This is a genomic window from Streptomyces sp. NPDC018263 (assembly GCF_055562575.1).
Genome location: NZ_JBVHFA010000004.1, coordinates 282005 through 300590 on the forward strand (window position 1 = coordinate 282005; position 18586 = coordinate 300590).

At 73.4% G+C, this 18586-nt stretch carries 18 protein-coding genes; 7 read left to right on the forward strand and 11 right to left on the reverse strand.

Annotated features, from left to right (window positions below; all coding sequences use genetic code 11):
• Positions 1-388 precede the first annotated feature (388 nt).
• Together ACZ3HQ_RS13705 and aceB are read left to right on the forward strand one after the other, a co-directional pair.
• Entirely contained in the window at positions 389-1015 is a 627-nt protein-coding gene (locus ACZ3HQ_RS13705) for a nucleotidyltransferase family protein (RefSeq protein ID WP_467510460.1), read from the forward strand.
• A gap of 66 nt (positions 1016-1081) precedes the next feature.
• The gene (aceB, locus tag ACZ3HQ_RS13710; RefSeq protein ID WP_467510462.1) at positions 1082-2704 is read left to right on the forward strand and encodes a malate synthase A; all 1623 of its coding nucleotides are present in this window, start codon (positions 1082-1084) and stop codon (positions 2702-2704) included.
• 6 nt (positions 2705-2710) lie between these two features.
• Here aceB and ACZ3HQ_RS13715 read toward each other — a convergent pair whose 3' ends face one another.
• The 3 genes from ACZ3HQ_RS13715 to ACZ3HQ_RS13725 all read right to left on the reverse strand — a co-directional run bounded on the left by ACZ3HQ_RS13715 (position 2711) and on the right by ACZ3HQ_RS13725 (position 5566).
• The gene (locus tag ACZ3HQ_RS13715) at positions 2711-2998 is read right to left on the reverse strand and encodes an Rdx family protein (RefSeq protein ID WP_467510464.1); all 288 of its coding nucleotides are present in this window, start codon (positions 2996-2998) and stop codon (positions 2711-2713) included.
• A 10-nt stretch (positions 2999-3008) separates the two neighbouring features.
• Positions 3009-3923 (reverse strand): HipA family kinase, encoded by a 915-nt coding sequence (locus ACZ3HQ_RS13720; protein WP_467510466.1) that lies wholly within the window; start codon positions 3921-3923, stop codon positions 3009-3011.
• A gap of 134 nt (positions 3924-4057) precedes the next feature.
• Entirely contained in the window at positions 4058-5566 is a 1509-nt protein-coding gene (locus ACZ3HQ_RS13725; RefSeq protein WP_467510468.1) for an IucA/IucC family protein, read from the reverse strand.
• Positions 5567-5671: 105 nt separating this feature from the next.
• On the opposite strand from ACZ3HQ_RS13725, the gene ACZ3HQ_RS13730 reads away from it, so the two are divergent.
• The 3 genes from ACZ3HQ_RS13730 to ACZ3HQ_RS13740 are packed head-to-tail and all read left to right on the forward strand — an operon-like array spanning position 5672 to position 9264.
• The gene (locus ACZ3HQ_RS13730) at positions 5672-7189 is read left to right on the forward strand and encodes an IucA/IucC family protein (protein ID WP_467510470.1); all 1518 of its coding nucleotides are present in this window, start codon (positions 5672-5674) and stop codon (positions 7187-7189) included.
• A 9-nt stretch (positions 7190-7198) separates the two neighbouring features.
• Positions 7199-8464 carry a VWA domain-containing protein gene (locus ACZ3HQ_RS13735; RefSeq protein ID WP_467510472.1) on the forward strand — a complete coding sequence of 422 codons (1266 nt, stop codon included), beginning with the start codon at positions 7199-7201 and terminating at the stop codon, positions 8462-8464.
• The gene (locus ACZ3HQ_RS13740) at positions 8464-9264 is read left to right on the forward strand and encodes a hypothetical protein (RefSeq protein ID WP_467510474.1); all 801 of its coding nucleotides are present in this window, start codon (positions 8464-8466) and stop codon (positions 9262-9264) included. Before ACZ3HQ_RS13735 ends, ACZ3HQ_RS13740 begins: the two co-directional genes overlap by 1 nt.
• Positions 9265-9299: 35 nt before the next feature.
• Here the strand turns inward: ACZ3HQ_RS13740 and ACZ3HQ_RS13745 are convergent, their stop codons facing one another.
• Positions 9300-9935: a winged helix-turn-helix transcriptional regulator gene (locus ACZ3HQ_RS13745; protein ID WP_467510476.1), complete on the reverse strand. Its 636-nt coding sequence runs from the start codon at positions 9933-9935 to the stop codon at positions 9300-9302.
• Positions 9936-10022: 87 nt separating this feature from the next.
• Between ACZ3HQ_RS13745 and ACZ3HQ_RS13750 the strand changes: the two genes are divergently transcribed.
• Both ACZ3HQ_RS13750 and ACZ3HQ_RS13755 read left to right on the forward strand, forming a co-directional pair.
• Positions 10023-11231, forward strand: a complete 1209-nt coding sequence (locus ACZ3HQ_RS13750) for a pyridoxal phosphate-dependent aminotransferase (RefSeq protein WP_467510478.1) — start codon at positions 10023-10025, stop codon at positions 11229-11231.
• Between the two features lie 71 nt (positions 11232-11302).
• Positions 11303-11914, forward strand: a complete 612-nt coding sequence (locus ACZ3HQ_RS13755; RefSeq protein ID WP_467510480.1) for a hypothetical protein — start codon at positions 11303-11305, stop codon at positions 11912-11914.
• A 124-nt stretch (positions 11915-12038) separates the two neighbouring features.
• On the opposite strand, the gene ACZ3HQ_RS13760 is transcribed toward ACZ3HQ_RS13755, so the two are convergent.
• The 7 genes from ACZ3HQ_RS13760 to ACZ3HQ_RS13790 form a co-directional block, all read right to left on the reverse strand.
• Complete coding sequence (locus ACZ3HQ_RS13760) at positions 12039-13406, reverse strand: 8-oxoguanine deaminase (protein WP_467510482.1); 1368 nt, start codon at positions 13404-13406, stop codon at positions 12039-12041.
• Positions 13407-13458: 52 nt separating this feature from the next.
• Complete coding sequence (pucL, locus tag ACZ3HQ_RS13765; protein WP_467510484.1) at positions 13459-14373, reverse strand: factor-independent urate hydroxylase; 915 nt, start codon at positions 14371-14373, stop codon at positions 13459-13461.
• 5 nt (positions 14374-14378) lie between these two features.
• Positions 14379-14735 (reverse strand): hydroxyisourate hydrolase, encoded by a 357-nt coding sequence (gene uraH, locus ACZ3HQ_RS13770; protein ID WP_467510486.1) that lies wholly within the window; start codon positions 14733-14735, stop codon positions 14379-14381.
• A 14-nt stretch (positions 14736-14749) separates the two neighbouring features.
• A complete protein-coding gene (gene uraD, locus ACZ3HQ_RS13775) occupies positions 14750-15253 on the reverse strand; it encodes a 2-oxo-4-hydroxy-4-carboxy-5-ureidoimidazoline decarboxylase (protein ID WP_467510488.1) in 504 nt (167 codons plus the stop codon).
• Positions 15254-15365: 112 nt separating this feature from the next.
• Complete coding sequence (locus ACZ3HQ_RS13780) at positions 15366-15677, reverse strand: helix-turn-helix domain-containing protein (protein WP_467511063.1); 312 nt, start codon at positions 15675-15677, stop codon at positions 15366-15368.
• Positions 15678-15728: 51 nt separating this feature from the next.
• On the reverse strand, positions 15729-15977 hold the full coding sequence (locus ACZ3HQ_RS13785) for a hypothetical protein (protein ID WP_467510490.1): 249 nt from the start codon (positions 15975-15977) through the stop codon (positions 15729-15731).
• Positions 15978-16056: 79 nt separating this feature from the next.
• The gene (locus ACZ3HQ_RS13790; protein ID WP_467510492.1) at positions 16057-18465 is read right to left on the reverse strand and encodes a GH92 family glycosyl hydrolase; all 2409 of its coding nucleotides are present in this window, start codon (positions 18463-18465) and stop codon (positions 16057-16059) included.
• Positions 18466-18586: the final 121 nt, after the last annotated feature.

Below are 18586 nucleotides of genomic sequence, written 5' to 3' on the forward strand. Positions count from 1 at the left end.
CCGCGCGGATATTTTCGAACCGACACCGGAACTGGGACGCCGTCCGCACCCGCCGGCCCGCCGCCGAAGGGGGCTCCGGCTCCACCACCCGCGGAGACCTCGGCGCCGCCCCCGTACGCGGACCTGCCCTCGAAGGCAGCAGCCGCCCCGCACCGAACTCCCCCGCACCTGCGTGCCCAGCCCTGCCGTCAAAGGGCACTCCCGGCTCCGCCCCGCGCGGAGACCTCGGCCGGACGCCGGAGCTGGGACTCCGTCCGCGTACGCGGGCCTGCCGCTGAAGCCGGTCGCCCCAACCCGTCCCGCACCGGACTGACCGTCTCGGCACGCGGGTGGCCAGCGGCCTCGCCAGAAGCCCCCGTGCCTGCCGGCGTCCCGGCATGCTGGTCCCATGACAGTCGACCGAGCCCCCCACCACCCCCAAGTCGCCGGGCTGCTGCTCGCCGCCGGAGGGGGGCGGAGGCTCGGGGGGCGGCCCAAGGCGTTGTTGCGGCAGGACGGGGTGCTGTTGGTGGAGCGGGCCGCCGGTGCGCTACGGGAGGCCGGGTGTGCACCCGTACACGTGGTGCTCGGTGCGGGGGCCGAAGAGGTGCGTGCACAAGCGGAGTTGAGTGGATGCGTACTCGTGGACAACCCCCGCTGGGACGAGGGGATGGGGTCCTCGCTGCGGGCCGGGCTGCGCTCCCTCGCCGGCACGGATGCGCGCGGCGCTCTCGTGAGCCTCGTCGATCAGCCGGGCATCGGGCCGGAGGCGTACGCGCGGGTGCTGGGTGCCTTCACCGGCGAGACCTCCCTCGTGTCGGCCGCGTACGCCGGGAGGCGCGGGCATCCGGTGCTGCTGGGGGCCGCCCACTGGGCCGGGGTGATCGAAACGGCGCGGGGCGATCAGGGGGCGCGGGAGTATCTGCGACGGCACTCCGCGCAGATCCGGCTCGTGGAGTGCGGGGACGTGGCCGAGCCGTACGACATCGACACCAGGGAAGACCTCGGCAGGCTGCGCCCCGGCGGGGCCCATTGAGGTTCGGCGATCAGGAAATTACGCTGCCCAGTCCGACCAGCCCGCCACGGAGGAAGTGACCCGCTCATGTCCGCACCCGCGTCCCCGCCGGTCGTCGTCGACGCCGAGCCGCTCCCCCGCCAGGAGGAGGTCCTCACCGGCCCGGCGCTGGACTTCCTCGCGGAGCTGCACCGGCGGTTCACCCCGCGCCGGAACGAACTCCTCGCCCGCCGCACCGAGCGCCGCGCCGAGATCGCCCGTACCGGCACGCTGGACTTCCTGCCCGAGACGGCCGGCGTGCGGGCCGACGACTCCTGGCGGGTGGCCCCCGCGCCGCCCGCGCTGGAGGACCGCCGGGTGGAGATCACCGGCCCGGCCGACCGCAAGATGACGGTGAACGCCCTCAACTCCGGCGCCAGGGTCTGGCTCGCCGACTTCGAGGACGCCTCCTCCCCCACCTGGGAGAACGTCATCCTCGGCCAGCTCAACCTGACCGACGCCTACGCCGGCCGGGTCGACTTCACCGACGCCCGCACCGGCAAGTCGTACGCGCTGCGCCCGCAGGAGGAACTGGCGACGGTCGTGATGCGGCCGCGCGGCTGGCACCTGGACGAACGGCACCTCAAGGGCGCCGACGGGGAGCCGATCCCGGGCGCCCTGGTCGATTTCGGCCTGTACTTCTTCCACAACGCCGCCCGCCTGCTGGAGCTGGGCAAGGGCCCGTACTTCTACCTGCCGAAGACCGAGTCCCACCTCGAAGCCCGCCTGTGGAACGACGTGTTCGTCTTCGCCCAGGACCGACTCGGCATCCCCCAGGGCACCGTACGGGCCACCGTACTGATCGAGACGATCACGGCCGCGTACGAGATGGAGGAGATCCTCTACGAACTCCGGGACCACGCCTCCGGGTTGAACGCGGGACGCTGGGACTACCTGTTCTCCATCGTGAAGAACTTCCGCGACGGCGGACCGGAGTTCGTACTGCCCGACCGCAACCTGGTCACGATGACGGCGCCGTTCATGCGCGCGTACACCGAACTCCTCGTCCGCACCTGCCACAAGCGGGGCGCGCACGCGATCGGCGGGATGGCGGCCTTCATTCCGTCCCGCAAGGACGCCGAGGTCAACAAGGTGGCGTTCGAGAAGGTGCGGGCGGACAAGGACCGCGAGGCGGCCGACGGCTTCGACGGCTCCTGGGTGGCCCACCCGGACCTGGTGCCGATCGCCATGGAGTCCTTCGACAAGGTGCTCGGCGACCGCCCGCACCAGAAGGACCGGCTGCGCGAGGACGTCCACGTCGAGGCGGCCGACCTGATCGACATCGCCTCGCTGGACGCGAAGCCGACGTACGCCGGGCTGGTCAACGCGGTGCAGGTCGGCATCCGGTACATCGAGGCATGGCTGCGCGGGCTGGGCGCGGTGGCCATCTTCAACCTGATGGAGGACGCGGCGACCGCCGAGATCTCCCGCTCGCAGATCTGGCAGTGGATCAACGCGGGCGTCGAGTTCGAGAACGGCGAGCGCGCCACCCCCGAGCTGGCCCGCCGGCTGGCGGCGGCCGAACTGGAGGGGGTGCGGGCGGAGATCGGCGACGAGGCGTTCGCGGCCGGGCACTGGCAGGAGGCGCACGACCTGCTGCTGACGGTGGCGCTGGACGAGGAGTACGCCGACTTCCTCACTCTTCCGGCCTACCGCCACCTCACCGGCTGAGCACGCTCACTTCTCGGAGTGAGCGGGCTTGTCGGAGTGACCGAGCGACCGCTTTGGCGCCACCCGGTCCCGCACCAGCCGCTTGACCGCCGTGGGCTCGGGAAAGCCCTGCTCACGGCGGTCCCAGACCGGCTCGCCGTCCACCCGGACGACGAAGACGCCGCCGGTGCCGGGCTTGAGCGCGAGCGCCTCCAGCTCGGTCTCGAAGGTGGTGAGCAGCTCCTGCGCCAGCCAGGCCGCGCGGGGCAGCCAGCGGCACTGGGTGCAGTACTCGATCTCGACTCGGTGACTCACGAAGATCCCTTCATCCCAGGTGTACCGACCAGTCCTGTTCCGCCGCCGGTCGTCCGTGCAGGTCGGGGACCCGCTTGAGCCAGTCCGGCCGTCCCCGCTGGGACCGCTCGGCACGGGCGGCCTCCTCGGCGGCGAGTTCCGCGCGGTCGGGGAAGTCGGTGGGCAGCCACTCGGCGGAGAGCCGGGCGCGGGCCAGCAGATGCTCGACGTAGGCGGCACGGGCCTCGTCCGGGGTGGCGAAGGAGGGATCGTCGGCGAGCCAGGCGTCGGGCACCTCGGCGAGGATGCCGCGCAGCAGCTCCTCGGTGACCCTGGGCGCCAGCTCGGCGTCGGCGGCGCGCACGTCGGGGCCGTACTGGCCGAGCGCGTGGTGGCGGAAGTCGTACTTGCGGCCGGGGTTCGTGGTGTCCCAGCGGTGGTGGAAGACGAGGGCGGCGCCGTGGTCGATGAGCCACAGCCGCGGGGGCGCGACGCCGAGGGTCGGCCAGACCATGAGGTTGGAGCTGTGGACGGTGCGGTCCACGTTGGCGGTGAGGGCGTCCAGCCAGACGATCCGGCCGGCCTCCAGCGGGTCCACCGGGAAGTGCCGGGCCAGCTCGGGGGTGAGGTCGCGGGCGCCCGGCAGCAGGTCCATGCCGAGGTTGACGCCCGCGCTGGCGCCGTGCAGATCGCGCACCTCCTGGTGCGGCTCGTCGGCGGCCACGGCGGGGTCGAAGTGCACGAGCACCAGCTCGGGGAAGCGCAGGCCCAGGGCGCGGGCCAGCTCGCCGACGATCACCTCGGCGACGAGCGCCTTGCGGCCCTGCGCGGACCCGGTGAACTTGACGACGTAGGTACCCAGGTCGTCGGCCTCGACGACCGCGGGTACGGAGCCGCCGGTGCGCAGGGGCTCGATGTAGCGGGTTGCGGTGACCTCGGTCAGCATTCACCCAGGTTATGCGATGGCGAAAGCCCGCTCCCGGCCCTGGAAAGGACCCGGCCGCTCTGCCCGGGGTTCGACGTTCCCCGTCCGAACAGCGGCCAGGCGCGACGGCGCCGGTCACCCCCTGCTGACCCCCGTCACCCGCCGTCGCCCTCGCGCAGCGGGTTCGGCAGCGGCAGGTAGCGGGCGGCCGCCCCGTCCGCGCCGGTCCAGCGGAGCAGGAGGTTGGTCTTGCCGGGCAGGGCGGGCGCGGTGAGCAGGGCCGGTATCTCCGGGAGCGGATGGCGGGACAGCTCGGCGCGGAGGGCCGGCCAGGGGTCCAGGCCGGGGTGGGCCTCGGCGAGGGCGGCGGCGATCTCGCCGAGGTGGTTGACGAGCAGGCAGTACACCAGCCGCTCCCACCCGGCCTCGCGGCTCACGTCGGACAGCAGCTTGGCGCCCTCGGCGTCGCGGAACAGGGCCTGCACGGGCATTCCGGCGGCGTCGACGGCGACCAGGGTGTTCTGGAGGTGCGCCTCCAGCACCACCCCGTGCTGGTCGAAGGCGCGGAGCGCGGGCGGGACGACCTGGCGCAGATACGTGGCCCACCAGGCGTCCGGATCGGGCGCGGCGGCGAGCGGGCTGCCGTCGAAGCCCTCCGCGAGCCCGGCCGCGAGCAGCGGTGTGGCGCCGGGCAGGAGGTGGCCGCGCAGGCCGTCGCGGACCAGGACGGCGAGTTCCTCGAAGGCGAAGGCGGCGGTGCGGTAGCCCCGGTCGCTCAGCCAGGCGGCGGGCGGTCCCATCGCGGCGAAGGCTTCGCGGGCCGCGGTGTCGGTGCGGTCGAGCTTGGCCAGGTCGTGGCGCCACAGCCGGCGGATGTCGTTGGTGATCCGGACGTCCAGGCTGAACTTGAGGAACAGGTCGCGGCCGGGCTCGTACACCGTGCGCACGGCCGCCGTCGGCCAGACCACGGACTCGGTGGTGCCGAGCCGGATCAGGCGCCGGTCGGCGAAGGCGGGGGCGAGGTCGCGGGCGAGGAGGTCGAGCTGCCAGGGGTGGGCGGGCAGCAGCCGGTAGCCGGGCGGTGCGGTGCCGAGGGCGTCCAGGGCGCTGGTGTCGCCCTCTTCGGCGACCTGGTCCGCGCGGACCCCGAGCAGCACCAGCGGGAACCGGGCGTGGGCCTCGGGGGCGTACGGCAGCCAGGACGCGACCGGGCCGCCACCGCGCGCCTTGGGCGCCGGGTGGTGCGGATGTCCGGTGATCAGCGACTGCTCGGAGCGCAGATACGGGTCCTCGGGTGCGAGGGTGCGGGCGCGGGCGGCGAGGAGGGCGGCGACGGTGTCGCGGCTGTCCAGCATCTCGGCGGGCAGGTCGTCGCCCGGTAGGCCGGTGTGGGCGCGCAGTTCCTCCGCGACGAGTTTGACCAGTTCGGCGTGGGTCAGCGGGTGCCAGGCGCCGTCCGCGTGCACCTCGGGGTCGGCCGGGCGGCGGCCGGGGCGCACCCGCAGCAGCCGGCCGGTGCCGGGCAGCCGGTACACGGGCCGGTCCCCGCTGTCCGGGACCGGCCGGGCCACCTCGCGCAGCAGGCAGTTCAGCAGCGGCGCCGAGGCGTAGGCGTCGGCGCGCCGGGCGGCGTCGGTCGGGGGGTTGAGGTCCACGCGTTCCACTCGTTCTCGTCGTGCTGTGGCCGGGTCCGGGGGGCCGACCGTGCCAGGTAAGTCTGCGGTATCCGACAATCGTGCCCTGAGCTGCCAGTCCCCGAGGAGCCGACCGTGTACCACTCCCCCACCGCCGAGGCCGAGGTCGCCGAGGAGCTGGCCGCCGTACGGCCCGCCCTGCGCGACCGCTGCACGGCCGCGCTGCCGGGAGCCCGTGCGGCGGTGCTGACCCGGCTGTGGCGGGCGCTGGCGCATGAACCGCTGCCGTGGGTGGCGTCCCGGACGCCGGGTGCGCACGGGCTGACGGTACGGCTGACGGACGGCCGCGCGCTGCACGGCCCACGCTCCGACCCGTACGCCACCGGCGACCGGGTCACCGAGGTCCGTCTCGGCCGGGAGCGGTACGCGGACCCCGCGCGGCTGATGACCGACCTCGCGGTGCCGCACGCGGCCGCTTTCGCCGCCGAGTTGGCGAACAGCGTGGCCTCGCTCGCGCTGTCCCGCGCCGACGCGGCGGAGCCGGGTGCGGGGTGGCCGGAGCGGGACTGGGAGTGGGAGCAGCGGGTGGTGGACGGGCACCCCTTCCACCCCAACTGCCGTTCCCGGCCCGGCTTCTCGGTGGCCGACCAGTTGGCGTACGGGCCGGAGCACCGGCCGGTGGTGGAGCTGGGCACGGTGGCGGTACCGGTGGACGAGTGCCTGGTGTCGGGCGAGTGGCCGGCCGAACTCCGTTCCCGCAACGCCCTGTTGCTGCCCGTACATCCCTGGCAGGCGGCACATGTGCTCAAGCGGACCACCGAGCCGTGGCGTGCGGCGCATCCGCTGATGTCGCTGCGCACACTGGCGTTGCCCGGCGGACCGCATGTGAAGACCGCGCTGAGCGCCCGGCTGACCTCCTCGGTGCGGGACATCTCCGCGTACTCGGTCCAGGCGTCCGCCGCGTTGTCGGTGCTGGCGGCGGAGGTGGTCGGGCGGATGGACGGGCTGCTGGAGGTCACGCACACGCTCGGCGCGGCCACCGCCCACTCGCCGGACCTCGCGGTGCTGCTGCGCGAGTCGCCCGAGACGTACCTGGCTCCGGGCGAACGGGTGCTGCCGGTGGCGGCGCTGGCCACCACCGCACTGCCCGCATCGCCGGTCTGGCTGGCCGCGTTCACCCGGCTGGCGCTCACGGCGGGCCTGCGCCTGCTGGACCTCGGGGTCGCGCTGGAGGCGCACGGCCAGAACCTCCTGGTGGTGCTCGCGCCGGACGACACCCCGCTGCGGCTGATCTACCGCGACCTGGCCGACATCCGGGTGAGCCCGGCCCGGCTGGCCCGACACGGCATATCCGCACGTGAGTTGACGGGACGCCTGGTCACTGACGACGAACTCGCCCTGCGCCGTAAGCTGTTCGGCTCGCTGGTCGGGGGTGCGCTCGCCGCGACGGCCGGTTCGGGCCCGATGCTGGGTGCCGCGCTGCGGGCCGCGCTGCCGGATCTGCCCCGTACGCCCGACCTCGCCGCGCTGTGTGAAAATCCGCTGCCTGTAAAGGCGTTGACGCTGATGAGGCTGCCCCCGGAGACACCTGGCGACCTGTGGACGGAGCTTCCCGGCCCGTTCGTTTTGGAGCCCGACACCTACGATCAATAAGATCCGCCGATGATCAGAAGACAACGGCTGGCGGCGGGCGTCTGCGCCCTGCTCGCCGCCCTGGCGGCCGGGATCGCGTGTCCCGGCGGGGCCGCAGCGGACGAGACCGAGCCGCAGCCCGCTCCGAAGGTCGAACTCGTCCTGGATGTCAGCGGTTCCATGCGGGCGCGGGACATCGACGGCGGCACCCGGATGGCCGCGGCCAAGCAGGCGTTCAACGAGGTGCTCGACGCGACGCCCGAGGAGGTGGAGCTGGGCATCCGCACCCTGGGCGCCAACTACCGCGGCAACGAACGCCAGGAGGGCTGCAAGGACACCGAGCGGCTCTACCCCGTGGGCCCGCTGGACCGCACCGAGGCGAAGACCGCCGTGGCCACCCTGGCACCGACCGGCTGGACCCCCATCGGTCCGGCGCTGCTGAAGGCGGCCGACGACTTCGGGAACGGTGACGGCACCCGCCGGATCGTCCTGATCAGCGACGGCCAGGACACCTGCCAGCCCCTCGACCCGTGCGAGGTGGCGCGCGAGATAGCCGCCAAGGGCATCGGCCTGACCATCGACACCCTGGGCCTGGTGCCGGACGCCAAGACCCGCGACCAGTTGAGCTGCATCGCGGACGCCACCGGCGGCACGTACACCTCCGTGCAGCACAAGGAGGAACTGACGGACCGGGTCGGCCAGTTGGTCGAGCGGGCCGCCGATCCGGTGGTGACGCCGGTGGCCACCGAGGGCGCCGACGCGTGTGCCGGGGCCCCCGCGCTCAAGTCCGGTCTGTTCACCGACCGCGAGGAGTTCGGCAAGCAGCGCTGGTACAAGGTCGACGTCCAGCCGGGCCAGGAGCTGCGCGCCTCGGTGAGCGTGGCCGACGACCGCGCCACGAGCCCCAACTACGGTGTGCTGCTGCGGGCGGTGACCCAGCAGGGCCGTGAGATCGTACGCGGCGAGGCCGCCGGCACCGGCCGGACCGACACCGTCTCCGCCGGCCTGCGCTACCCCAGGCCCGAGTCCGACGATGACGACGCGACCCCGGAGACGGTGTGTCTCCAGGTCACCAACTCCTTCTCGGCCGCCCCCGGTGTGAAGACCACGCCGGGCATGCCGCTGGAGCTGACGGTCGACGTGGTGGACGGTCCTTCCGCCTCCTCCGACGTGGCCTCCTTCGGCCTCGGCCGGGGCTGGTGGCTGCTGGCCGCGCTGGTGCTGACCGGTTTCGTCGCGGGTCTGCTGTGGGGCTGGCTGTCCCGCTGGCGGGTCGCTGTCTGGAGGACGAACTGATGCGTGCGACACGTGTGCTGAGCGGGGCCCTGCTGGCGCTGGGCCTGGCCGCCGCCCCCGCGGCGGCCGACTCCTCCCCCTCCCCGAGCGCCTCGGCGGACGCCAAGGCCCCCACCCAGGCGGGCACGTCGTTCCGTACGGCGGCCGAGATGGACCAGGGGCAGACCGCCACCGCCTCCGCGTCCACCGGTGACTACCTGTACTGGTCGTTCCCGGCCGACACCGGCCAGCGCCCGACCGTCAGGGCGACGGTGAAGCTGCCGGCCTCGCACGCCGCGCAGACCTGGCAGCTCGACGTGTACGACGGCCTGCGCCGCCACCAGTCCTGCCAGTACGGGGCCGCCACCCGCACCGCCGAGCAGGGCACGGCCACGGTCGAACTGGCCTGCGTGCTGCGCACGGTGCGCGCCTGGTCCGAGCCGTGGGCCAACGACCCGCTGCCCGGCACCTACTACGTCCGGCTGACCGTGCTGAACCTCGGCCCGGCGGACCTCGGTCTGCCGGTGCGGGCCGAAGTCCGCGCGGACTCCGAGAACATCGGCGGTGCCGCCGCCGTGGACGGCTCGCTGGGCAAGCCGCTCGTCCCCGGTATCGCGGTCGAGTCCGAGGCGGAGAAGGACGGTGCGAAGCTGGCCGTGCTCTCCGCGATCGAGCCGGACGACGGCTGGTCCTCGCACTGGTGGTCCAGCCGCTGGGTGTGGACTGCCGTCGGCGGCGTCCTGGCCGCACTCGCGGGCATCGGCGGTTACGCGCTGACCCGGGGCCGGGGCCGCCCGGCCTACGTCCCACCGGGCGCCTGACCCGGACGAAGGCCCGCCGAAACGGCGGGCCTTCGTCATTTCAGCAACTCCTTGGCGAGGGGCCCGTCACCAGTCACCGTGACCCGCCCCGACCGCACCGCGTCCGCGATCCCCATCTCGCCCCGGCACACCTCCGCGCAGGTCGCCGCGTCCATCACCAGCCGGGCGTCCGCCACCCCCGGCGCCGGACCGTGCCCGAACACCGGCCCGCTCTCCGCGCCGACGTACAGATGGAACTCGCCGTCCTCCGTGACGACTTCGGCCACTCCGGCCCCGGCTTCGGCCGTATCCAGCGCCGCCAGCAGCGGCAGTGCCGACCAGTGGGCGCGCACCGCGTCGGTGGGCCGCAGCTCCGCCAGCTCGGGGCTCCCCCACTCCCCCAGGGCATGCAGTACGGGCAGCAAGTCGCGGCCGCGCGGGGTGAGTTCGTACACATAGGCCGCGCCGGGCGGGGGCAGCTTCCGGCGGGCGGTGAGTCCGTCGCGCTCCATGTCCTTGAGCCGGGAGGCGAGTACGTCCGTGCTCACGCCGGGGAGGTCCGCGTGCAGGTCGGTGTACCGGCGAGGGCCGGCCAGCAACTCCCGGACGATCAGCAGGGTCCAGCGGTCCCCGACGAGGTCGAGGGCGCGGGCCGCGGAGCAGTACTGGTCGTAGCGTCGGCGAGGTGGCATGCGACGCAGTCTAGACATGTTGTTGGACTTTCCAAGCTCCCACTTGGTAAAACCAAGCAACACCAGTTGGCGGAGGGGTAGCGGCGCATGGAGTTCCGGCAGTCGAACAAGCTCAGCGAGGTCTGCTACGAGATCCGCGGTCCGGTGATCCAGCACGCGGACGCGCTGGAGGAGGCGGGGCACAGCGTGCTGCGCCTGAACACCGGCAACCCGGCGCTCTTCGGTTTCGAGGCGCCGGAGGAGATCACCCAGGACATGATCCGGATGCTCCCCCGCGCCCACGGCTACACCGACTCGCGCGGTGTCCTCTCGGCCCGCCGCGCGGTGGCCCAGCGCTACCAGACCCTCGGCCTGGAGGTGGACGTCGACGACGTGTTCCTGGGCAACGGCGTCTCCGAGCTGGTGTCCATGGCCGTGACCGCGCTGGTGGAGGACGGGGACGAAGTCCTCATCCCCGCGCCGGACTTCCCGCTCTGGACAGCGGTCACCACGCTGGCCGGCGGCCGAGCGATTCATTACCTGTGCGACGAGCAGTCCGACTGGGCGCCCGACCTGGCCGACATGGCGTCGAAGATCACCGACCGCACCAAGGCCGTGGTCATCATCAACCCCAACAACCCGACCGGCGCGGTGTATCCGAAGGAGGTCGTCGAGGGCATCCTCGACCTGGCCCGCCGCCACGGGCTGATGGTGTTCGCGGACGAGATCTACGACCAGATCCTCTACGACGACGCCGTCCACCACTCGGCCGCCGCCCTCGCCCCCGACCTGGTCGTCCTCACCTTCTGCGGCCTGTCCAAGACCTACCGGGTGGCGGGCTTCCGCTCCGGCTGGCTGGTGATCACCGGGCCCAAGCAGCACGCCAGGAGCTATCTGGAGGGCCTGACCATGCTGGCCTCCATGCGGCTGTGCCCCAACGCGCCCGCCCAGTACGCCATCCAGGCCGCGCTCGGCGGCCGCCAGTCCATCCACGAACTCACCGCGCCCGGCGGCAGGCTGTACGAGCAGCGGAACGTGGCCTGGGAGAAGCTGAACGAGATCCCCGGCGTCTCCTGCGTACGCCCCAAGGGCGCGCTGTACGCCTTCCCGCGCCTCGACCCCAAGGTGCACAAGATCCACGACGACGAGAAGTTCGTCCTCGACCTGCTGCTCCGCGAGAAGATCCAGGTCGTCCAGGGCACCGGCTTCAACTGGCCCGCCCCCGACCACTTCCGCATCCTCACCCTCCCCCACGCGGACGACCTGGAGGCGGCCATCGGCCGGATCGGCCGCTTCCTGAGCGGGTACCGGCAGTAGCTCCGCAGGAGGGATGTCAGTGGCCGGCCGTACGCTTCGAGGACCAGCAGCGGACCGGAGGGAGCACCGCGATGGCACGACCGGCCACCGCCGCCCAGCGGCGCGTCATCGAGGACGCCGATCCCGGCACCGGGCGGCTGCGGGGCACGGACGCCCAGCTCGCCGCGCTGGTCCGGCTGGGGCTCGCCTTCCGGCACCCCAGGCCGCCGCACGACCACTTCCTGACCCCGGCCGGCCACCGGCTGCGCGAGGCCGGGCCGGAGCCCGCTCCCGCCCCCGCCGCCGAGCCCGGCGGTGTCTTCGCCGCGCGGGTCGGCGGCGCGGAGGAGACACCGGCCGGCCCGAGCCGGGCGCGCGAGGTGCGGGACGCCTGGCAGGGCCTGATGGAACTGCGCCGCATGACCAACCCCGACAGCGCCACCGACCGCCCCTGCGGCTGGGAACGCACCCACCTGGTCCGCGCCGCCGCCCTCGCCCTGGAGGCGGCCGGCCACCGACCGGAGCACGCGGACGCCCCCGGCTACCGCGTCCGCGCGACCCCGCAGCCGGAGGCGGTAGCGGTGCACGGCCCGGCGCTCGGGGAGTACGCGGCCACGCTGGAGGCGGCGGGCTGGCAGTGCGGCGAGTACACCGAGGCCCGCACCAGAACCCGCCACCTGCTGGCGTCCCCGCGCCGGGTGTGAGACCTGGAGCCTGCCGCCCGGATCAGGCCGGCGCCGGCCGAGCGCGCCTCTCGGCCGACCAGGAAGTGCGTGCCAGACCCCGCGACCCCGGCACCCCGGCCTGATCCGGGAGACACCCCCCGCGTCAGCCCCCCGCCAGCCGGCGCGCCTGCTCGCGCGTGGCGCGGGCGACCGCGTCCTCGTCCACGTGCAGCAGCCCGCCGTCCGCCACGATCTGCCGGCCGCCCACGAAGGAGGCCGTGACCGGGGCCGGGGCGCCGAGCACCAGGGCCGCCACCGGGTCGGCGATGGAGGCGTGGGCCAGGGTGTCCATGCGCCACAGGACCAGGTCGGCGAGCTTGCCGGGCTCCAGGGAGCCGATCTCCGCTGCCCGGCCCAGGACCTGGGCGCCGCCGTAGGTGCCCAGGCGGAGGGCCTGGCGGGTGGTGAGCGCGGACTCGCGGTGCGGACCGAGGCGGGCCACCAGGAGGGCGTTGCGGAGTTCGGTGTGGAGTTCGCCGGACTCGTTGGAGGCCGTGCCGTCCACGCCGAGGCCGACCGGGACGCCCGCCTTCAGCAGGTCCGGCACCCGTGCGATCCCCGCCGCCAGCCGGGCGTTGGAGGACGGACAGTGGGCGACCCCCGTGCCGGTGCGGGCGAAGGCAGCGATGTCGGAGTCGTTCATGTGGACGCAGTGCGCCATCCACACGTCCTCACCGAGCCAGCCGGTGGACTCGAAGTACTCGGTCGGGCCCATCCCGAACAGCTCGTGGCAGAACTTCTCCTCCTCCACCGTCTCCGAGCCGTGGGTGTGCAGCCGCACCCCCAGCCGCCGCGCCAACTCCGCGCCCTGCTTCATCAGTTCGGTGGAGACGGAGAAGGGCGAGCAGGGTGCGACCGCTACCTGGGTCAGCGCGCCGAAGGCGGGGTCGTGGTGTTCACGGACGGTGGCCTCGGTGGCGGCCAGCGCCTCCTCCAGGCTCTCCACCGCGAAGTCGGGGGGCAGCCCGCCGTCGGACTCGCCCCGGTCCATCGAGCCACGGGCCAGGGTGAAGCGGACGCCGGTGTCGCGGGCGGCGCGCACGATCGCGCCGGACAGGTCGCCGGTGCCGCGCGGGTAGACGTAGTGGTGGTCCATCGCGGTGGTGACCCCGCCCCGCGCCATCATCGCCAGCGAGCCCCGCGCACCGGCGGACACCATGTCCTCGTCGATGCGCGCCCAGGTCGGGTACAGGGCGGTCAGCCAGTCGAAGAGGTTGTGGTCCGTGGCCAGGCCCCGCGTGAGCCACTGGTAGAAGTGGTGATGGGTGTTGACCAGGCCGGGGGTGGCCAGATGCCCGGTGGCGTCGATCCGGCGGGTGACCCTGCTGAGCCCCTCGGGGGCCGGGCCCGGTCCCACGCTTTCGATCCGGTCGCCCGCGAGGACGACGTGCCCCGTGGCGTACTCGGTGTCGTCGGCGTCCACGGTGGCGATCGCGCAGTTCTCGATGACGATGCGCTCGGCTGCTGCCACGGTTCGTCCTTCGCTCTCAGAGGTCTCGCAGAGGTTGCTCAGAGGTCGCTGCTCAGAGGTTGGTGAGGTCCACCGGGATCGCCGCCTCGCGGCCCTCGCGGAGGACGGTCGCCTCGATCAGGCCGTAGGGCCGGTCGGCGGCGAGGTACACCTCGTTGTCGTTGGTCAGCCCGAAGGGCGTGAGGTCGGCCAGGAAGTGGTGCTTGTTCGGCAGGGAGAGCCGGATCTCGTCGACCTCGGCCCGCTCCCCGATCACCCGCGCGCCCATCTCGTACAGGGTCTGCTGGAGCGAGTACGAGTAGGTCCCGGCGAAGGCTTCCAGCAGGTGGCGCCGCGTCTCGGCGTAGGAGGCGTCCCAGTCGGGCGCGGCGCCCTCGCCGGTCCAGCCGTACCGCCAGCGGGCGTTCACCTCGGTGGCCAGCACGCGGTCGTACGCCTCGGGCAGGGTGGTGTACTCGTCCTTGGCGTAGCCCCAGAACTCGGAGTCGGTGGAGTTCAGCACCACCAGGCCGCCCAGGCCGGAGACCACCTGCCAGGAGGTGCCGTCGTAGAAGACCTGGGCGTGCCGGACCTCCTGGCCCCGCCGGACGAAGGAGTGCCCGCCGTCCTCCGCGCCGATCCGGTCCCAGGCGTACTCCTCGATCCGGATGCGGGCGGTGCGGATCGCCTCCTGGGAGGTGACGAAGTGCCGGGCGAGGTGGATGCCGAACTGTTCGGCGGACTCGATGCCGTACCGCTTGGCGAAGGCGTACACCGTGTTCTTGGTGGTGTCGGTCGGCAGGACGTGGGCGTTGGAGCCGGAGTAGTGGACGTCGTCCATGTCGCCGCCGAGGGTGACGGAGACGTTGAGGTCCTTGATGTGGTGGGTGGCGCCGTCGCGCGTGATCCGGACGACCCGGTTCTCGGCCTTGCCGTACTGGTTCTGCGCCAGGATCGCGGGCCCGGCCGGGCGGGACGTTTCTGCCATGAGAGCTAGCTCCCTCGGTATACGGAGTAGCCGAACGGGCTGAGCAGCAGCGGGACGTGATAGTGCTCCCCGGCCCGTACGGCGAAGGTGACGGTCACCTCCGGGAAGAACGCGTCCCTTCGCTCGCCGGCGGAACCGGCCAGGTACGGCTCCACGGCGAAGTCGAGCCGCACCTGGGCGGTTCCCTCCGGCGGGGCCGGCAGGTCCCGGCAGCGGCCGTCGGCGTCGGTGGTCCCCTCGCCGAGCGGGCGCCAGTCGGCGCCGGACGCGGTGCGGGCCGAGAGGCGGACGGTGACGCCCGGGGCGGGGCGGCCGAGCGAGGTGTCCAGGATGTGCGTGGACACGGAGGCGGTGGTGGTCATGGTGCGGGCGTCCTTCAGGCGACGAGTCGGGCCAGGCGGATGCGGTTGATCCTGCCCAGTTCGACGCGGGCGATCTCCCGTTCCCGCTCCGGCGTGTTGCCGAGCCGTTCCGTCAGGGCGTCGCGCATCTCCTCGCCGGTCAGGCCGGTGGCGCAGATCAGGAAGACATGGCCGAAGCGGTCCTGGTAGGCGAGGTTCAGTTCGAGCATCTCGGCGCGCAGGGCGTCGGAGGCGTCCGCCATGCCGCGCTGCTCCCGCCCGGAGGCGGGGTCGCCGGGCCCGGGGCGGCCGATCGGGGGGTGGCCGGCCATCGCCTCGGCCAGGTCGTCGGCGCCGAGTTGGGCGAGGGCCGCGTCGGCGGCGAGGTACAGGTCGTCCGGGGTGGCGTACGGGCGGGCGACGAGCAGCAGACGGCCCCAGGCGGTGGAGGCGCACACCTCGTGCAGGGCGGCGAGCGCGGCCTCGTCCCCCAGGGCGTTGAACCGGGCCAGGCCCAGGGGGGTGGCGGGCGATGTCACGGGCGCCTCCGTGGCCGCGAGGGCCGTCGTGCCGGACGGGGTGCCGTCAGCTAACGCCTCACCGCGACGGCACGTCAACACTTTGTTGAAAATTCTGGGTTACCGGACGGACTCAGCGGCCCTTCTCCCGGTTCAGGTAGTTGTAGATGGTGAAGCGGCTGACGCCGAGCGCCCCCGCCACGGTCTCCACGCCGTGCCGCACGGCGAAGGCGCCCCGCGCCTCCAGCGTACGGACGATTCCCTGCTTGGCCCTGCGGTCCAGCTCGGCCAGCGGCCGCCCCTCCCGGCGCTCCAGCGCGGTGAGGATGTGGTCCAGGGACTCCGCGAGCTGCGGCAGCCGTACGGCGACCACGTCGGCGCCCTCCCAGGCCAGCACCACGTCGTCGGGGCCCGCCTCGCCCGGCGGGAGGAGTTCGCCGCCCATGGCGTCCACCAGGGGACGCACGGCGGCGAGGAAGGACTCCTCGGCGGTCACCTACCGCCCCTCCCCGACCACGTTGACCTGGAGGGATATCCGGGTCGCCCCGGCCTCCAGGCTCCGCCGCAGCAGCGCGTCCACGGCGCCGAGCACCGCGTCCGCGCCGCTCTCGGCCATGGTGCCGAACGGCCCCACGTCCACGGTGTCCAGGCCCGCGCCCTCGACGACCTCGCGGGCCGCCACGGCGTGCGCGGGCGGGACGTCCAGGTCGAAGGGTTCGGTGGTGAACTCCACTCGCAGTCTCAACTCTGCCCCCAGCTCTAGGTCGTACGACCTTAGCCCCGGTCGGCCCCGCGGGGGCGCTCCCCGCGGGGCCGGGTGGGGATCACTCGGGCAGGTCCCCCGTCGCCCAGTCGGTGTCGGGTGCGGTGGTCAGGGTGAAGTCCAGCCTGCCGCCGTGGCGTACCTCGGCCGGGGTGAGCCAGGAGCGGCTCACCGGGTGCCCGTCACGGCGTGCGGCGCCGATGTAGGCGTGGGTGTCGTCGGCCTCGGGGGCGGTGATGACGAGGTCGGCGGGGCCCGGCCGGTCCACGGTCGCCTTCGGGAACACCGGGGCGCCGAGCAGCAGGGTGGCGCTGCCGGGGGTCTGCGGGTAGATGCCGAGGGCGGAGAAGACGTACCAGGCGGACATGGTGCCGAGGTCGTCGTTGCCGGGGAGGCCGGTGGGGCCGGTGCCGTAGACGGTGTCGAGTATCCGGCGCACCGTCGCCTGGGTCTTCCAGGGCTGCCCGAGCGCGTTGTAGAGCCAGGGGGCGTGGATGCCGGGCTCGTTGGTGGGGTCGTAGCGCAGGGGGTCGCCGCCTCGTACGGACCAGGAGCCGTCCGGGTTGTGGAAGAAGCCGTCGAGCCGGGACGCCGCCGTGCTCCGGCCGCCCATCGCCGCGGCGAGCCCCTGGACGTCGTGCGGCACCATCCAGGTGTAGGTGGCGCTGGGGCCCTGCGCGAACCCGAGGTCGCTCGCGGGGTTGAACGGCGTCACCCAGGTGCCGTCGAGCCTGCGGGCCTGGACGTACCCGGTGGCGGGGTTGAAGACGTTGCGCCAGTAGGCGGCGCGGTCGGTGAAGACCTTCGCGTCCTCGTCCCGGCCGAGCTGTCGGGCCCACTGGGCGAGCGAGAAGTCCGCGACCGCGTTCTCCAGGGTCTCCGCGGCGCCGCCCCAGCAGTGGCAGGCGTCCTGGGGCGCGTAGTGAGAGACCAAGTACTGCGCCAGGCCCGGTCGTTGGCCCTCGCACTGGCCGGGGCAGCCCGCGTCGGAGAGGTCGTCCGGGGTGGGGACGGTGGCCTGGCGGACCAGGGAGGCATAGGCGCCCCGGTGGTCGAAGTTCCGTACCCCCATGGCGTAGAAGGTGGCCAGGGTGGCGGCGGACGGGTCGCCGGTCATCACGTGGGTGGCGCCGCTGATGTGCACCCAGCGGTCCCAGACCCCGCCGTTCTGCCGGGCGAAGTTGTACAGCGACTGCGCGAAGTCGCCCGCCACCGTGGGCCGCAGCAGCGCCAGCAACTGGACCTGCGCCCGGTACTGGTCCCAGCCGGAGAAGTTGCTGTACTGCGCCCGCTGCCCGCGCGCCAGGCGGTGCACGGCCTGGTCCATGCCCCGGTAGCGCCCGTCGGTGTCGCTGATCAGGCCGGGCTGCATCAGGGAGTGGTAGAGCGCGGTGTAGAACGCGGTACGCCGGGCCGGACTCCCGCCCTCGGTGCGTACGGTGCTCAGTTCGCGGTCCCAGTCCCGCGCCCCGGCCGCGGCCACCTCGGCGACGCTCGCCCGCGCCGGGATCTCGTGCCGGAGGTTGGCCTCGGCGCCCGCGAGGCTGACGTAGGAGATGCCGAGCCGCATGTGGACATCGTTGTCAGACGCCGTGTCGAAGCCGACCCAGCCGCCGGAGCCGCGTCCGGCGCGGTCGGCGCCGGTGGCGTACCCCTCGCCGCCGGAGGCCGTGGTGGAGCCGGGCGACAGGGTGCCGTCGTGCCAGGTGCCGGTGGTGGCGAAGGCGCGGTCGAAGGTGGCGCTGAAGTGCAGCCGGTAGTAGCTCTGGCGGTTGTTGGTCCCGCCGTTGGCGCGGCGGCCGCAGAACGCGCCGGTCAGCACCCAGCCGGTCACCTTGCGGTGGGCGGCGTCGATGTCGATGTGCGCGTCCTCGCTGCCGTTCAGCGAGTTGGAGACCCGGAAGAGGAGGCTCGCCGGGCTTCCCGCCGGGAAGGTGAAGTCGGCGACCCCGGCCCGCTTGCTCACCGCGAGGTCGGCGGAGGCGCCGGAGGCGAGGCCGAGGGTGTAGCGGCCGGGTACGGCCTTCTCGTCGGCGTGGGAGAAGTCCGCCGCGTAGACGGCGTCCTTGGTGTCGGCGGACGGGGAGGACGTGATGTCGCCGGTGAACGGCATGATCGGGACGTCCCCGGCGGCGCCGGGGTGGCAGCCGGCGCCGTTGACGTGGGTGAGGCTGAGGCCGCGTATCCGGGTGGTGTTGTACGCGTATCCGTTGGCCGCGCCGGTGCTGGTCTGGTCCCCGGCGGTGCTGGTGGGCGACCAGGCGATCATGCCCTGGGGCAGGGTGGCGCCGGGGAAGGTGTTGCCGCCGTTCGCGGAGCCGATCAGCGGGTCCACCTGCGACGACAGCCGCTCCGGCCCGCTCGCCGCCACGGCCGGGAAGGGGGCCGCCACGGCGAGCGCGGTGGTGACGGCCGTGACGGCCGATCGGGTGCCGAGCCGTCTCACGGCGCGGAGGAGGGCGTGGCGCATGCGTCGGTTCGCCTTTCTGCGGGGGACACCGGGCGCCGCGAGGCTAGAAGCCCGGCCGGTGCGGCGGAAGAGGGCCGGGGACGGCGGCGGGTGAAACCTGGGCGAATTCTCGGGCCGCCCG

What these genes read in the sequence shown, in the direction of transcription:
- ACZ3HQ_RS13705 (WP_467510460.1), top strand. Translation starts at nt 389, where the DNA reads ATGACAGTCGACCGAGCCCCCCACCACCCCCAAGTCGCCGGGCTGCTG.
- aceB (WP_467510462.1), top strand. Translation starts at nt 1,082, where the DNA reads ATGTCCGCACCCGCGTCCCCGCCGGTCGTCGTCGACGCCGAGCCGCTC.
- ACZ3HQ_RS13720 (WP_467510466.1), bottom strand. Translation starts at nt 3,923, where the DNA reads ATGCTGACCGAGGTCACCGCAACCCGCTACATCGAGCCCCTGCGCACC.
- ACZ3HQ_RS13735 (WP_467510472.1), top strand. Translation starts at nt 7,199, where the DNA reads ATGATCAGAAGACAACGGCTGGCGGCGGGCGTCTGCGCCCTGCTCGCC.
- ACZ3HQ_RS13740 (WP_467510474.1), top strand. Translation starts at nt 8,464, where the DNA reads ATGCGTGCGACACGTGTGCTGAGCGGGGCCCTGCTGGCGCTGGGCCTG.
- ACZ3HQ_RS13745 (WP_467510476.1), bottom strand. Translation starts at nt 9,935, where the DNA reads ATGCCACCTCGCCGACGCTACGACCAGTACTGCTCCGCGGCCCGCGCC.
- ACZ3HQ_RS13750 (WP_467510478.1), top strand. Translation starts at nt 10,023, where the DNA reads ATGGAGTTCCGGCAGTCGAACAAGCTCAGCGAGGTCTGCTACGAGATC.
- ACZ3HQ_RS13755 (WP_467510480.1), top strand. Translation starts at nt 11,303, where the DNA reads ATGGCACGACCGGCCACCGCCGCCCAGCGGCGCGTCATCGAGGACGCC.
- pucL (WP_467510484.1), bottom strand. Translation starts at nt 14,373, where the DNA reads ATGGCAGAAACGTCCCGCCCGGCCGGGCCCGCGATCCTGGCGCAGAAC.
- uraH (WP_467510486.1), bottom strand. Translation starts at nt 14,735, where the DNA reads ATGACCACCACCGCCTCCGTGTCCACGCACATCCTGGACACCTCGCTC.
- ACZ3HQ_RS13780 (WP_467511063.1), bottom strand. Translation starts at nt 15,677, where the DNA reads ATGGGCGGCGAACTCCTCCCGCCGGGCGAGGCGGGCCCCGACGACGTG.
- ACZ3HQ_RS13790 (WP_467510492.1), bottom strand. Translation starts at nt 18,465, where the DNA reads ATGCGCCACGCCCTCCTCCGCGCCGTGAGACGGCTCGGCACCCGATCG.